This is a genomic window from Kosakonia sp. SOY2, from assembly GCF_027109175.1.
Classification (GTDB): domain Bacteria; phylum Pseudomonadota; class Gammaproteobacteria; order Enterobacterales; family Enterobacteriaceae; genus Kosakonia.
The window spans coordinates 1-13,587 of the sequence record NZ_JAPVXH010000009.1 but is presented as its reverse complement, the minus strand read 5'-3'; the positions used below and the strand labels follow the sequence as shown (position 1 = coordinate 13,587).

Sequence of the window (13,587 nt, the reverse complement as noted above, 5' to 3'; positions counted from 1 at the left end):
AAACAAGGCCTCTCCCCTACAGGTTGTTTCATGAGGATTTAACTATGCTCAGTCAAATACAACGTTTCGGCGGCGCAATGTTTACCCCGGTGCTGCTTTTTCCCTTCGCGGGCATGGTGGTGGGCATTGCCATTATGCTGCGCAACCCGCTTTTCGTCGGTGAAGCATTAACCGCACCCGATAACCTTTTCGCGCAGATTGTGCACATTATCGAAGAGGGCGGCTGGACCGTGTTTCGTAATATGCCTCTGCTGTTTGCCGTTGGTTTACCGATTGGCCTGGCAAAACAAGCGCAGGGACGTGCCTGCCTCGCGGTACTGATCAGCTTTTTAACCTGGAACTACTTTATTAACGCGATGGGAATGACCTGGGGTCACTTCTTTGGCGTGGATTTCTCCGCAGAGCCGACGGCCGGTAGCGGTCTGACACTGATCGCCGGGATTAAAACGCTCGATACCAGCATTATTGGCGCGATCGTGATTTCCGGCATTGTGACCGCCATCCATAACCGTTTTTTTGAAAAGCCGTTACCGGTCTTTCTGGGGATTTTCCAGGGCACTTCGTTTGTGGTGATTATCGCCTTTCTGGTGATGATCCCCTGCGCGTGGTTAACCCTGCTCGGCTGGCCGAAAGTGCAGTTGGGCATTGAATCCTTACAGGCTTTTTTACGCTCTGCCGGTGCGCTGGGCGTGTGGGTGTATACCTTCCTCGAACGCATTCTGATCCCGACCGGGTTGCACCATTTTGTCTATGGTCCGTTTATCTTCGGCCCGGCGGCAGTGGAAGGTGGCATCCAGGTTTACTGGGCGCAGCACTTACAAGAATTCAGCCAGAGCACCGAGCCGCTGAAAGCTCTGTTCCCGGAAGGCGGATTTGCGCTGCACGGTAACTCGAAAGTCTTCGGTTCTGTCGGTATCGCGCTGGCATTGTGGTACACCGCCGCGCCGGAAAACCGCGTCAAAGTTGCCGGTCTGCTGATCCCCGCCACGCTCACTGCTGTACTGGTAGGGATCACCGAACCGCTGGAATTTACCTTCCTGTTTATCTCGCCGCTGCTGTTCGCTATTCACGCGGTACTCGCCGCCTCCATGGCGACGGTGATGTACAGCTTTGGCGTAGTCGGCAATATGGGCGGCGGGCTGCTTGACCAGTTCCTGCCGCAAAATTGGATCCCGATGTTCCATAACCATGCGGCGATGGTATTCACCCAAATCGCTATTGGCCTGTGCTTTACCGCGCTCTACTTCATGGTTTTCCGCACATTGATTGTGCGCTTTAACCTGAAAACCCCAGGCCGGGAAGAGAGCGAAATCAAACTCTACAGCAAAGCCGATTACAAAGCCGCGCGCGGGCAAACCACGGCAGCGGCAGCGAATACCCAGCTCGGCCAGGCAGCCGGTTTCCTGCAGGCACTGGGTGGCAGCGCAAATATTGAAAGCGTGAATAACTGTGCCACCCGGCTGCGTATCGCGCTGGTCGATATGGCGAAAACACAAAGCGATGACGTCTTTAAAGCGCTTGGCGCGCACGGCGTGGTCCGGCGCGGCAACGCCATCCAGGTGATTGTCGGGCTGCATGTCCCGCAAGTACGCGACCAAATCGAATCGTTAATGAAAACCCCTTTATCCCCCGAACCATCTACCATGACAGAGGCTGTATCATGAAAAAATTCTCCGTTGTTATTGCCGGTGGCGGCAGCACCTTTACGCCGGGTATCGTTTTAATGCTGCTGGCTAATCGCGATCGCTTTCCGCTGCGGGCGCTGAAGTTCTATGACAACGATGGCGCGCGCCAGGAAACCATCGCCGAGGCCTGCAAAATCATCCTGCGGGAGCAGGCACCGGATATTGAATTCAGTTACACCACCGATCCAAAAACCGCCTTTAGCGATGTCGATTTTGTGATGGCGCATATCCGCGTAGGCAAATATCCGATGCGTGAACAGGATGAAAAAATCCCGTTGCGCCACGGCGTTGTCGGCCAGGAAACCTGTGGCCCAGGCGGTATTGCCTACGGTATGCGCTCGATTGGTGGCGTACTGGAGCTGGTGGACTATATGGAAAAATACTCCCCGAATGCCTGGATGCTGAACTACTCCAACCCGGCGGCAATCGTGGCGGAAGCGACGCGCCGCCTGCGTCCGCAGGCAAAAATCCTTAATATCTGCGATATGCCCATCGGCATTGAAGGGCGCATGGCGCAGATTGTGGGCCTGCAAGATCGTAAACAGATGCGGGTGCGCTATTACGGGCTGAACCACTTTGGCTGGTGGACATCGATTGAAGATTTGGACGGCAACGATTTAATGCCGAAATTACGCGAATATGTGGCGAAAAATGGCTATGTTCCTCCGGCGAAAGATGAGCACACCGAAGCAAGCTGGAACGATACCTTCGCCAAAGCGAAAGATGTGCAGGCGCTTGACCCGGATACGATGCCGAACACCTATCTGAAGTATTACTTGTTCCCGGATTATGTGGTGGCGCACTCCAACCCTGAGCGTACCCGCGCCAATGAAGTGATGGATCACCGTGAAAAACAGGTGTTTGGTTCCTGTCGCGCCATTATTGAAGCGGGGAAATCATCGGCAGGTGAGCTGGAAATCGACGAACATGCGTCGTACATCGTCGATCTGGCAACCGCCATCGCCTTTAACACTCAGGAACGGATGCTGCTGATTGTGCCGAACAACGGCGCGATCCATAACTTTGATGCTGACGCGATGGTGGAGATCCCTTGCCTGGTGGGTAAAAACGGCCCGCAACCGCTCACGGTTGGCGATATCCCCCATTTCCAGAAGGGGCTGATGAGCCAGCAGATTGCCGTGGAAAAACTGGTGGTCGATGCCTGGGAACAGCGCTCTTATCAGAAGTTGTGGCAGGCAATAACCTTGTCCAAAACGGTTCCGAGCGCTTCTGTCGCCAAAGCCATTCTGGATGATTTAGTCGAAGCCAATAAAGCGTTCTGGCCTGAGTTGCATTAATCCCCGCGACCGGCATCGTCAGGATGCCGGTCCAAATATGAAACGTGTCGAAAAAATTCACCGTATCCGCTACTTTGTTGACCAGTACACCAACAAGGAGCCCTGATGAAAATTTCCCGCGTTGGCCAGGCGCCGGACTATCGTTTCTCGCTGGCGAACGAACGTACTTTTCTTGCGTGGATCCGCACGGCGCTTGGTTTTCTGGCGGCCGGTGTGGGTCTGGATCAGTTAGCGCCGGAATTTGCCACGCCGCTGATTCGCGAAGTGCTGGCGTTGCTGCTGTGTCTCTTCGCAGGCGGGCTGGCGTTGTATGGCTACCTGCGCTGGCTGGGCAATGAAAAAGCGATGCGCCTGAAAGAAGATTTGCCTTACACCCGTGCCCTGCTGGTGATAAGCGTTATTCTGCTGGCGGTTGCGCTGGTGGTGATGGTGCTGGTGTTCTATGGCGGATAACCGCAAAGCGCGCCGCGAAGCGGACCCCGGCCTGCAACCGGAACGCACGTCGCTGGCGTGGCTGCGCACATTGTTCGGCTACGGTGCGTTGATGGCGCTGGCGGTCAGGCATAACTGGCAGCATTCGGGGCTGCCGTTTTGGATCTCGCTGGCGGTACTGCTATGCGTGGCGCTTCTGCTCTGGCGCTACACACATAAACGTATCTTAATGGATGTGAATAAAAGTGATTTCGTCTTATCCGGCGCGGTTCGTGACAAATTGTTGATCTCCCTCGCGGTGCTTTCCCTCGCATTACTGTTTGCTGTAACGCATATCCGACAATTACTCCTGATTTTCTGAGGAACACCGCATGCCAGGCTGCCACGTTATGGCCAGGCCCGCCCGTTGTCGCCGCTGTACTGACATGGGAACACAGCCGCAAAAGAGAATGGATGATGCCGCTTTGCGGACGTTTATTCGCCAGCAGATCGCTACCCACTCCGCTGCTAGTGTGCCTTTTGCCTGGCAAGAGGGCGGGTTGGATTTTTTCCGCCGCATCGTTGCGCTGCAAAAGCGGTACGCTAAAAAACGTATCGAAAACACCTTCCATACGGACGGCAGTTCGCTTGATGATGAGTTGTGCCGTTTCTTTCACGAGCACGGCTGGCGGGTGAGTCTCTCTATGAACGTCCCTGCCGTGGCGCAAGATATCCGTCACGTTAACCGCAGCGATCAGCCCTCACACCAGCACGCGCTAAATGCTGTTCAATGGCTGGCGAAACATAGCGTGGCATTCAGTGTTAACTGTGTCGTCAACCACCGCAACAGCCAGCAGCCGCTGCATCTGTACCTTTCTCTGTGTGCTCTCGGCACGCCCTTTGTGCACTTTGTTCCGCTGGTGGAGCAAGATCCGCAGGGACATTTAACGCCGGAATCAGTGAGCGCAGCGGCGTGGGGCCATTTTCTGACCACCGTGTTTGACTACTGGGTGCGTGAAGATATTGGTCGGGTTTATATCCCGCTCTTTGACGAAACACTCGATGTCTGGAGCGGCTATCCGTTACACCTGTGTTCCTGTAGCGAAACCCGCGATCGCACGTTTGCGCCGCATGCGAACGGCGATACCGCGTCGGTTTACTCCGATAACCATTTGGGCAATCCGATTATCACGGTGAATGCCAGCGATGACGCATCGGCGGGCGGGCCGCATCAAACCAGTCTGCTTAGCGAGGCGTGTCGCCGCTGCGATATGCTGCCATTTTGCCAGGGCGATTGCCCGAAACATCGCGTTGTACAGGGCAAAAGCGCGCTGTGTGACGGCTATTACCACTTCTTTAGCTATTCCGGGCCTTATATGCGGGTGATGCGTGACCTGCGCAAACAGCGGCACTCCCCGATGTCGTTATGCGCCTTTTTGCAGCATTGCTAAATTAGCGCGCTTTCGCCAGATAGCGCGCCATCTCCTCTGCGGGCACCATGCCGCCGCCTGTTGCCCACACCAGGTGGGTGGCCTGCGCCAGTTGCGTCTGGCTAAAGCCGTGAAGCTGATGGTAATCGCGCTCTTCACTGATCTGTTTCGGACCCGGCATGCCCGCCAGCGCCGACGGTTCCAGCAAAATGTTCTCTTCCTGCGCCAGTAATCCCAGCAGGTTATAAAGCGTCTGGTCATCGACGGTGTAAAAACCGTCCAGCAGGCGTTCCATCGCGCGGCCAACAAAACCCGACGCGCGCCCGACGGCCAGCCCATCGGCGGCGGTCTGGTTATCAATGCCTAAATCCTGCACCGCAATGCCATCATGCAGGCCGGTGTACACGCCAAGCAGCATGCACGGTGAATGCGTCGGTTCGGCAAATATACAGTGGACATCATCGCCAAACGCCAGCTTCAGGCCGAACGCCACACCGCCAGGGCCGCCGCCAACGCCGCAGGGGAGATAGACAAACAGCGGATGGTCTTTATCGACCACTTTACCGATACGGGCGAACTGCTCTTTTAGCCGTTGCCCGGCGACCGCATACCCGAGGAACAGCGTGCGGGAATTTTCATCATCAATAAAAAAGCAGTTCGCGTCCGCCTGCGCCGCGCGGCGGCCTTGCTCAACGGCAACACCGTAATCTTCGGCATACTCCACCACGTTCACCCCGTGGCTGCGCAGCAGCGCTTTTTTCCAGGCGCGGGCATCGGCAGACATATGTACTGTTACGCGAAAACCGAGGCGCGCACTGATAATGCCAATCGACAGCCCGAGGTTACCGGTCGAACCGACGGCGATACTGTACTGGCTAAAAAAGCGGGTGAATTCAGGCGAGAGCAGGCGGCTGTAATCGTCTTGCGGCGTCAGCAACCCGGCGGCGAAGGCCAGTTTTTCTGCGTGGGTCAGCACCTCATAAATGCCGCCGCGCGCTTTGATTGAGCCAGAAATCGGCAAGTGGCTGTCTTTTTTCAGCCACAGCTCACCGGTGATGCTTTGCCCCAGACGGCGCTGCATTGCCGGGATCGGCACTACGTCGGATTCAATGATGCCGCCACTGGCAGCGGTTTCTGGAAACGCCCGCGCAATAAAAGGCGCAAAGCGTGTCAGGCGGGCGTGCGCATCGCTCACATCTTGCGGTGTCAGACCAACATGCGGCAAAGCCTCGGCAACCGAGGTAGTATTAGGGTTAAACCAGCGCGTTTCTTGCAAATCAATCAGGCGTTGCACTAGCGGGTCGTGCTGGATGAGCTTCTGGAGGTCGGCGTTTTTCATCGGTTCTTCATCATCGAAAGCGGATGGTTAAAGAAAACAGGAATACGCCGTCGGTGCAAGTGTGCAGACGTGGTGAGAATTTATTACGTTTTGCCGCTACACGTTGTGGCGTAAAGCATGCTAAATACATGTATTCGCCCCCAATTTTCACAAGGTTAACTGTGTTAAAGCCACTGATTGCTGTTGCTATGCTGCTGGCGGGAACCTCTGCGTTTGCCGCTGATACTCCGCTGACAGCGGCGCATTACGCGCAGCAGCTGGGTGTGGGGATGGATGTCGACTGGGCGCGTACCGACAGGGGAATCCGTGAGTTTGACCCGCTGGTGGTGCGTGATTTCTACGAGGCGGGCATCCGCCATGTGCGTATTCGCGTTGCTGATAATATGACCGAAGCACGCCTGATTCATCTGCGAAAACTGGTGGAAGCCTGTGAAGCGTATGGCGTCATTCCGATTATTGCTTACCAGGCCGATAGCTTTAAAGCCGATCCTGACGCAAAAAACGAAGCGCAACTGGTGGTGTGGTGGAAAACCGTCGGCACCTTTTTTGGCACTGACCACCCGACGCTCGGTTTTGATGTAATTTATGAACCGGCCGATAAACTTAACCACGATCTTTCTGCGCTGAATCGCGCCTATGAAAATGTCGTCAGAACGCTGCATGATATCGATCCGCAGCGCATGATTTTTATCGCGCCGCGGATGCGTGCCGCTCCTGAAGATCTGCCCTCGCTGAAGCTGCCGCCGCATAGTCAGAACTTCCTGCTCGCCGAATGGCACATCTTTCCCTGGGGGCCGCTAAAAGCGAACGGCAAATACCCCTGGACATCCGGCACGGCGGCGGAAAAAGCCGCCATTCGCGCCCGCATCAACACCGCTGTGCGCTGGCAGCAGAAAACGGGCCATACCAGTTGGGTTGGCGGTTGGGCAGTCGGCGAGTCAATGAAAAGCGCGCCAACCGAGTCTCAGCTGGCGTTTGCCCGTTTTATGGCTTGCGAGCTGAACAAGGTGAAAATCCCGTACGCCATTAACACCGATACGCAATTTTATGACGGTGAAGAGGGCGCATGGCGACCCGCGCCGGAGCCGTTACTGAAGGTGATGATCGCGCCAGATTGCTGCAAGCCCGACGCGAAGTCGGGCCATCATGAGGTTAAATCGCCGGTTCGTGGCGAGCAAAACGCGACGCCAGCGGCAGCCAGCACAGCAGGATCAAAAGCCCGGCCAGCGTCATCAGCATCCCAAGGCTAAACTGGCTGTTCTGCGGCAGTTGTGACGAAAGCCACGCCAGCCCGCCGGAACCGATATTCTGCAAGCCACCGACCAGCGCCCCCGCCGTTCCGGCGAGAAACGGGAACGGCTCCATCGCACCGCTGGTTGCCAGCGGGAACAACATCCCGGCACCAAAGAAGAACAGCGCGGCGGGAACCACCAGCGTCCAGATGTTCATCACGCCCAGCAAACCGGGGATCCACATCAGAATACCGGCCGCCAGGCAGCTAATCACCGACTGCCACATTAACGTGGTGAAGCGCTTATTCTGCCGTCCGGCAAACCATGCGCCGAAAAACGCCGCCGGAATTGGCAGGATAAACAGCACACTGACCGTCATGCTGTTGAGGCCAAGAACGCCACCCATCAATACGCCGGAACAGGCTTCAAACACCGCAATTCCCGCCAGACCGCCAATCAACATCAGCAGATAGCAGTTAAACGCGCCGCTGCCGAACAGCGTTTTATAGCTGGCGATAAGCCGGATGCGCGGCGCGTCCGTTGGGCGGGTTTCCGGCATCCAGCGCGCCATGCTGTAGGTGACGAAGACACACAACGCCAGCAGGAAAATAAAGCAGGCGCGCCAGTTCACCAGCGTGTTCAGCACGCCGCCAATCAGCGGAGCCAGTAACGGGCTGACCAGAATCCCCATGTTCAGCAGGCTGTTGGCGTGGCGCAGCTCTGTACCCGCGTAAAGATCACGCGGCAGGGTTCGCGCCATCACGCCGCCGACGCCGGTACCAATGCCCTGCAAGGCGCTGGCCAGAATTAACACCGCCAGGCTGTGCGTGGAGATAGCAATCAGCGTCGCCAGCATAAAAATACTCATCCCGGCGAGGATCACCGGCCGACGTCCAATTCTGTCCGCCAGTGGGCCATAAAAAAGCTGCGAGACGCCATAGGTCAGCAAATAGGCGGCCATGACGCTCTGCACCGCGCCTTCACGCACATTAAGATCGCGCGCCATATCGGCGATGGCTGGAATGTAGATTGTCTGTGCCATCTGCCCGACAGCGACCAGCAGTACCAGCATCAACAACAAATTGACGTTTCTTTGCCTTTTCATCTCGATGATTACTTTAAGAAAATGAGGAAATAAAGAATATATGGCTGCAATTCAGCCTTTATGCGGGAGAAATCTAGCACAGTCAGATGACAGAACCACTATGCGGCACAGCAATGGCAATGCTGCGCCAGGCAGGTTTTGTAAACGATTTTCGGCAACTTTTGTTGCCAGTTTGTCTTATGAAAGACGCAGTAAAATTGCCCCGACGGCGATACCGCAGGCCGCGACGATTCGCAGTCCGGCGACCTTCTCATTCAGCAACAAAAAAGCCAGCAGCGCGCCGAAGAGAATCGAGGTTTCACGCAGTGCCGCCACCACCGCCAGCGGCGCTTGTGTCATGGCCCACAGCGCCAGCCCATAGGAACCCATCGTGCCGATACCGCCGGGCAATCCCTTTTTCCAGTTTACCGCCAGATAACGTGTCACTTCTTGTCGGCGCGCCAGCATCGCCCACAGCAGCAGGCAGAAGCCATTCATAAAGAATGTCCACAGTGTGTAGCCGAGCGCCGAACCGGCGAGGCGCACACCGGTGCCATCCACCAGCGTGTAACCGGCGATAAAGCAGGAGTTGAGTAACGCCAGCCAGATGCCTTTACGCGACTGACTGCGGCCATTGAACGCCATGCCGAGAATCGACAGACAGATCACCGCAATCCCACCCCAAGCCACGCTGGAGAGCGAATCGCCAAGCCACAGCACGCTGATTATCGCCACCAGCAGCGGCGCGGTGCCGCGCATCAGCGGGTAGGTCTGGCTCATATCCGCCACCTGATAGGTTTTGGCGACCAGCACCGTGTAGATCACCTGTAAGGCGCAACTGGCAATGAGATAAGGCGCGCTGGCGAGAGTCGGCTGCGGAGAAAAAGGCAGTAAAACCAGCGCGATTAATGCGGCGGAACCACTGACGGCAATAGCCGAATAGAGCTTGTCGCTGCCCGCTTTCACTATCGCGTTCCAGCTGGCATGTAGCAGCGCGGCGAACAGCAGGATGCAAAACACAGAGAGGGTCATAGCGGCACACGTGGGTGGAATGTCACCAAAATGTAACACGATGAGCGCAATGGAAGCCAGCTAACCAGACCTTCGCAAATGGCGCGTTATGCCCATAAAACGTCCCGCGAAAAGTGAACAGTTTTATAAAAAAGCGCCACCAATAAATCGTAGCAACCCCAAGTCACTACTCATCAATAAGGAGAAAACGTTATGGCCGGAGGAGCTTCAATGGGAGCGTCTTTAGCTTCCATGGGACAACTGGATATGGTTTCCGCTGCAACAACCATGATGAACGCCCAGGCGCAGTCAGCCAAAATGATCACCGATACCATTAACGGTATTACCAGTTCGTTGATCGATTCATCAACGAAAGCGCAAAACTCAATGCAGCAGGCGGGTAAAGCCATTCAATATTAAATGGCATCTCTACAATAGCGCTGTGCGATAAAGGAGTATTCTATGTGTTTTATTACCAGAGCAGCTTTAAATATGGTGAGCAACCCACAGGTTGTTTTTCAGCAAAACAACAACGTGTTAATGCGCTGTGGTTCTGCCCCTAAACCGCCTGAAAATAATAATACCTGCTGTAAACCAGACGATGGCAAAAACTGTAATAAACCCAATAACGACTGGAATCACTGCAATAAACCCAACAACAACTGGAATAATTGTCATAAGCCAAATAATAACTGGGATGGTGGCCACCGCCCTGATAATAACTGGAATAGTTGCAATCGACCTGGCAATAATGGGAATAACTGCTCCGGTGCAAATAATCACCACCGGCCGGGCAATGACCGAAATGATTGCATTACCGATACGAAATCTATTCTGCGCCAGTTATCTGATATGTTAGAAAAGCTCTCCAGACAGGCGGGACGGGATTTAAAAGCGGCTTCCGGTAGCAATAATCCTTATGATCTGCTGAAAGCCAACCGTTCGATGTCAAATTATTATTTAAATAATCAGTTTGTCTCGAAAATGATCAGCAAAATGACCAACAGCGTGGAGCGAATGACAAACCTCCAGTAACGATAAAAACCCATTATGTTAATAAGAGCAATTAACGCCATCACCCTGTTACTCATGGTTACCTTCCTCTGCGGGTGCCAGGGTGAACTGGCGTTATATCAGGGGCTTGCTGAGCCAGCGGCTAACGCCATCGTTGCCGAACTCAAGGACAAAGGTATTGACGCCGCGAAGCAGTCGGATAAAACGGGTTATTCCGTTTCGATAGCCATGTCCGATCTTCCTGAAGCTGTGAAAATATTACATTCCGCAGGATTGCCCTCCCAGAGCTATGTTAGCCTGGGAGATGTTTTTCGAAAGGAAGGGATGATTTCATCACCGCTTGAAGAACGCGTTCGTTATATTTATGCCCTGTCTCAGGAACTCGAGTTTACGTTATCGCAAATAGATGGCGTCATTATGGCAAGAGTGCATATTGTTCTGCCGGAACGTATCTCAGCGGGTGAGCCAATACAACCCGCCTCAGCAGCGGTGTTTATTAAATATAATCGGGATATTCATGTGGAAAAATTACAGCCTGTTATTAGACGGATGGCGCTGAGCAGTATTCCGGGAATGGTTGATGCCGATGATAAAAAATTGTCTATTTCTTTTATTCCTACCACAGAATATAAAACGCAAGATGTTGCGCCGGAAAATAAAAAACCAAACACCATGATATTATATCTTCTGGGTTGCCTCTGTTTACTTGCCTCGTTTTATTTCTTTATACAGAAAAAATAAAACCAATTTTATTAAAGGGATTTTCATGCTGCGATGGATTCACTGGTGGCGCGATGGCTGGCGTCATAAACGTCATCACAGTTGGCCGTTGCCGGAAGAGTTGCACCTTATTCATGCGGTTATCGCTCATGCTGAAGCACACCAAAGACACTGGATTGATAGCCTTTTTGGCGTCAAACCTGCGGCCATTCCTGAGCCAACAGAGGCGGTTATTAACGTCATTGAGCTATTACAACACCAGCGCGTTTTATTATTTGAAGCCCTTTTTTGTGTCTGCGTGGATCATCCACAATCGGTCTATCGTGTTATGTCTTCAGGTGCTTTGCAATGGTGTCGCCGGTTGGCTATGGGGTTAAAACCGGGTCTGTGGACGCCGCCTCTCTCTCCCGATCCGGACATTACCGGAATCATCCTGCTTCGCAGTTGGGTGGGTGAGCCTGTCTGGTCGCGAATGCGTTTTTCTCTGCCGAAAGAAAAAGTCGAAGAGGTCGAGCGCCAGCCAGTCATCCCTGTCACAGCGCATAAACTCTCCATGCTGTGGATGGCGGTTATCGCCTGGATACAGCGCGAATGCCCACGGGAAAACGGCCATGTTAACGGTGCATAAAATTAATCTGCTCGCCGGGGCTTCGGTTGTGCAACAACCGGTGCTGCGTAGGGAAGAGATAGCGAACTTTTTTGTCGCGCAACAGGTGTGCGACATTGCCAATCTGCGCGCCAGAGAGACGATAAAACATGCGCAATTAGCGGCAGAGCGGATTCGCCATCAGGCGTATGAAGAGGTGTCGAAGACGCTATGGAAACAGGCACAGGTATTACTGAATGACTGGCAAAAAGAGCGGGAAGAGATGCGTAAGCAGACGGTCGGGTGTGCAAAACAGTTGCTTACCCAGGCGCTGCGCCTCGCATTTGACAAAGAGCCCGCAAAGGCACGTATACAAACACTTCTCAAACAGTTGCAAAAGCATCCTGAAGTTAATCGCGCGGCAATGTTAATGGTTAATCCACGGCAATATGAGCAGGCCGAACAATTTTTAAATGCCCAAGGCGATACGCCCTGGACGCTGGTAAGTGATCCCCGGCAGGCCAAAGACGAATTGTGCCTGAAAAGCCCTCACGGGAAATATACGATCGGTTGGCAGACCTTCACCGACAGTTTCCTTTCTGCCATAACGGAAAGCGCGGCGACCACCAGGGGAGCAAATGAAACCGAACGGGGAGAGTAAAGTCATTGTGGCGCCATTACATGGCGGTAATGGCGCCGTTTACTTTGCGGGGGTTAATAGATTTTGGTTATTTTATCCGGCGTGACCTGGTCGTTGGCCAGATGCACCTCATCGAATGACCAGGCGTAATCGCCAAACCTTTCCAGCTGATTGACGCTGCGCAGACCAGCGACATATCCTGGCTGCATGGTGTTTGCTAGCTCCATATATTGTTCATTGTGTTCGATATTTTCCCGAAGTGAGACACCGGGTATGCCCTGCGCATCAATTTCATACAGATGAAAACCATTGTTCAGCTCGCCCCGACCAAAACGTTCGGCTCCCTCCCGGGTTCGCGCAACGAATACCACCGGGCCGGACATCATCTTCTCAACACCGGCAAAGTAATTTCCGTCCCTGAAACCAACATTCTGCGGATCGCCACGCCGGTCGACCCGATCTGCCTGCTCAACACGGTACAATTTATTAAAATCCCTTCTCTCAATGTAGCCGCGATCGTTCAGATAGCTTCCTGGTGGCAGTTGAACGTTATCCGCCCAGGGGTTGAAATTAATCGCATCGTCGGCATAAGGCGTGTACCCGGCGCCGGAGGTTGCGACGGATGAGGGGGTGCTCCTCCCTGAACTGTTTCCTGATCGCATTTCGGTGGCCGATAACTCACTTTCCGCGCCTGGTGTTAACGGCCTGGAAAGGGGTGAACTTCGGTTTTCTGAGCCAAACAGGGAAGCGCCTGGCGTGCGCGGGAGGCCTGTTGCGGAATAACCTTCTGACATGGCTGGTGAGAAGGGGGTAACAGGTGTTGGCGCACGGCTGCTCGCCGGTGTGAATATGGGCGTGCCGGGCGTGGGTGGCAGGCTGTTTTCCGGCGATCGGCCATCCGGTAAGCGGCGGGGCAGGCTCAGATCAAGAGGGTGTTCCGTTTCTGCTGTGTCGAGTGCTGTCGAAGGGCCTGGCTGTGAATCAACGTCCATCGGCGCTGGACGCGATAGTGATGCTGGCCGGGAGATACTGAGGTCGAGCGGCTGTTCGGGAAGATCCGCACGAGGATTACTATACATTTTGCCTGCTGGCGCATTCAATGGCTGGCCGGCTTGCGGCTGTACCCCACCGGGTAAC

14 protein-coding genes and 1 pseudogene are annotated in these 13,587 nt (G+C 54.3%); 11 read left to right on the top strand and 4 right to left on the bottom strand.

Annotation, left to right across the window (positions count from 1 at the left end):
• Positions 1–44: 44 nt before the first annotated feature.
• From O3S68_RS23340 to O3S68_RS23320, 5 genes are all read left to right on the top strand, one after another.
• Positions 45–1,664 carry an alpha-glucoside-specific PTS transporter subunit IIBC gene (locus O3S68_RS23340; RefSeq protein ID WP_269232635.1) on the top strand — a complete coding sequence of 540 codons (1,620 nt, stop codon included), beginning with the start codon at positions 45–47 and terminating at the stop codon, positions 1,662–1,664.
• Complete coding sequence (locus O3S68_RS23335) at positions 1,661–2,983, top strand: 6-phospho-alpha-glucosidase (protein WP_269232634.1); 1,323 nt, start codon at positions 1,661–1,663, stop codon at positions 2,981–2,983. The genes O3S68_RS23340 and O3S68_RS23335 overlap by 4 nt, the downstream gene beginning before the upstream one ends.
• Positions 2,984–3,088: 105 nt before the next feature.
• The gene (locus tag O3S68_RS23330; protein WP_020455833.1) at positions 3,089–3,436 is read left to right on the top strand and encodes a YidH family protein; all 348 of its coding nucleotides are present in this window, start codon (positions 3,089–3,091) and stop codon (positions 3,434–3,436) included.
• On the top strand, positions 3,426–3,776 hold the full coding sequence (locus O3S68_RS23325) for a DUF202 domain-containing protein (protein ID WP_020455832.1): 351 nt from the start codon (positions 3,426–3,428) through the stop codon (positions 3,774–3,776). Before O3S68_RS23330 ends, O3S68_RS23325 begins: the two co-directional genes overlap by 11 nt.
• A gap of 88 nt (positions 3,777–3,864) precedes the next feature.
• Positions 3,865–4,845, top strand: a complete 981-nt coding sequence (locus O3S68_RS23320; RefSeq protein ID WP_269232633.1) for a radical SAM protein — start codon at positions 3,865–3,867, stop codon at positions 4,843–4,845.
• Position 4,846: 1 nt separating this feature from the next.
• Here O3S68_RS23320 and dsdA read toward each other — a convergent pair whose 3' ends face one another.
• Positions 4,847–6,163, bottom strand: a complete 1,317-nt coding sequence (gene dsdA / locus O3S68_RS23315) for a D-serine ammonia-lyase (RefSeq protein ID WP_269232632.1) — start codon at positions 6,161–6,163, stop codon at positions 4,847–4,849.
• 161 nt (positions 6,164–6,324) lie between these two features.
• Between dsdA and O3S68_RS23310 the strand changes: the two genes are divergently transcribed.
• Positions 6,325–7,413 (top strand): cellulase family glycosylhydrolase, encoded by a 1,089-nt coding sequence (locus O3S68_RS23310; RefSeq protein ID WP_170956370.1) that lies wholly within the window; start codon positions 6,325–6,327, stop codon positions 7,411–7,413.
• On the opposite strand, the gene emrD is transcribed toward O3S68_RS23310, so the two are convergent.
• A complete protein-coding gene (gene emrD, locus O3S68_RS23305) occupies positions 7,316–8,500 on the bottom strand; it encodes a multidrug efflux MFS transporter EmrD (RefSeq protein ID WP_044489531.1) in 1,185 nt (394 codons plus the stop codon). The two genes, O3S68_RS23310 and emrD, sit on opposite strands and share 98 nt — an antisense overlap.
• A gap of 177 nt (positions 8,501–8,677) precedes the next feature.
• Complete coding sequence (locus tag O3S68_RS23300; protein WP_020455827.1) at positions 8,678–9,511, bottom strand: DMT family transporter; 834 nt, start codon at positions 9,509–9,511, stop codon at positions 8,678–8,680.
• 210 nt (positions 9,512–9,721) lie between these two features.
• On the opposite strand from O3S68_RS23300, the gene O3S68_RS23295 reads away from it, so the two are divergent.
• Genes O3S68_RS23295 through O3S68_RS23275 form a run of 5 tightly spaced genes read left to right on the top strand, consistent with a single transcriptional unit; the run spans position 9,722 to position 12,471 of the window.
• Positions 9,722–9,910 (top strand): ATP-dependent helicase HrpA, encoded by a 189-nt coding sequence (locus O3S68_RS23295; RefSeq protein ID WP_197539469.1) that lies wholly within the window; start codon positions 9,722–9,724, stop codon positions 9,908–9,910.
• Positions 9,911–9,952: 42 nt separating this feature from the next.
• Positions 9,953–10,525: an EscI/YscI/HrpB family type III secretion system inner rod protein gene (locus O3S68_RS23290; protein ID WP_269232631.1), complete on the top strand. Its 573-nt coding sequence runs from the start codon at positions 9,953–9,955 to the stop codon at positions 10,523–10,525.
• Positions 10,526–10,540: 15 nt separating this feature from the next.
• Positions 10,541–11,245, top strand: a complete 705-nt coding sequence (gene sctJ, locus O3S68_RS23285) for a type III secretion system inner membrane ring lipoprotein SctJ (RefSeq protein ID WP_097407257.1) — start codon at positions 10,541–10,543, stop codon at positions 11,243–11,245.
• On the top strand, positions 11,211–11,852 hold the full coding sequence (locus O3S68_RS23280) for a hypothetical protein (protein ID WP_269232630.1): 642 nt from the start codon (positions 11,211–11,213) through the stop codon (positions 11,850–11,852). The genes sctJ and O3S68_RS23280 overlap by 35 nt, the downstream gene beginning before the upstream one ends.
• On the top strand, positions 11,836–12,471 hold the full coding sequence (locus O3S68_RS23275; RefSeq protein WP_269232629.1) for an HrpE/YscL family type III secretion apparatus protein: 636 nt from the start codon (positions 11,836–11,838) through the stop codon (positions 12,469–12,471). Before O3S68_RS23280 ends, O3S68_RS23275 begins: the two co-directional genes overlap by 17 nt.
• Positions 12,472–12,524: 53 nt before the next feature.
• Here O3S68_RS23275 and O3S68_RS23270 read toward each other — a convergent pair.
• A pseudogene (locus tag O3S68_RS23270) lies at positions 12,525–13,587 on the bottom strand (hypothetical protein); the annotation flags it as partial.

What these genes read in the sequence shown, in the direction of transcription:
- O3S68_RS23340 (WP_269232635.1), top strand. Translation starts at nt 45, where the DNA reads ATGCTCAGTCAAATACAACGTTTCGGCGGCGCAATGTTTACCCCGGTG.
- O3S68_RS23335 (WP_269232634.1), top strand. Translation starts at nt 1,661, where the DNA reads ATGAAAAAATTCTCCGTTGTTATTGCCGGTGGCGGCAGCACCTTTACG.
- O3S68_RS23330 (WP_020455833.1), top strand. Translation starts at nt 3,089, where the DNA reads ATGAAAATTTCCCGCGTTGGCCAGGCGCCGGACTATCGTTTCTCGCTG.
- O3S68_RS23325 (WP_020455832.1), top strand. Translation starts at nt 3,426, where the DNA reads ATGGCGGATAACCGCAAAGCGCGCCGCGAAGCGGACCCCGGCCTGCAA.
- O3S68_RS23320 (WP_269232633.1), top strand. Translation starts at nt 3,865, where the DNA reads ATGGATGATGCCGCTTTGCGGACGTTTATTCGCCAGCAGATCGCTACC.
- dsdA (WP_269232632.1), bottom strand. Translation starts at nt 6,163, where the DNA reads ATGAAAAACGCCGACCTCCAGAAGCTCATCCAGCACGACCCGCTAGTG.
- emrD (WP_044489531.1), bottom strand. Translation starts at nt 8,500, where the DNA reads ATGAAAAGGCAAAGAAACGTCAATTTGTTGTTGATGCTGGTACTGCTG.
- O3S68_RS23300 (WP_020455827.1), bottom strand. Translation starts at nt 9,511, where the DNA reads ATGACCCTCTCTGTGTTTTGCATCCTGCTGTTCGCCGCGCTGCTACAT.
- O3S68_RS23295 (WP_197539469.1), top strand. Translation starts at nt 9,722, where the DNA reads ATGGGAGCGTCTTTAGCTTCCATGGGACAACTGGATATGGTTTCCGCT.
- O3S68_RS23290 (WP_269232631.1), top strand. Translation starts at nt 9,953, where the DNA reads ATGTGTTTTATTACCAGAGCAGCTTTAAATATGGTGAGCAACCCACAG.
- sctJ (WP_097407257.1), top strand. Translation starts at nt 10,541, where the DNA reads ATGTTAATAAGAGCAATTAACGCCATCACCCTGTTACTCATGGTTACC.
- O3S68_RS23275 (WP_269232629.1), top strand. Translation starts at nt 11,836, where the DNA reads ATGTTAACGGTGCATAAAATTAATCTGCTCGCCGGGGCTTCGGTTGTG.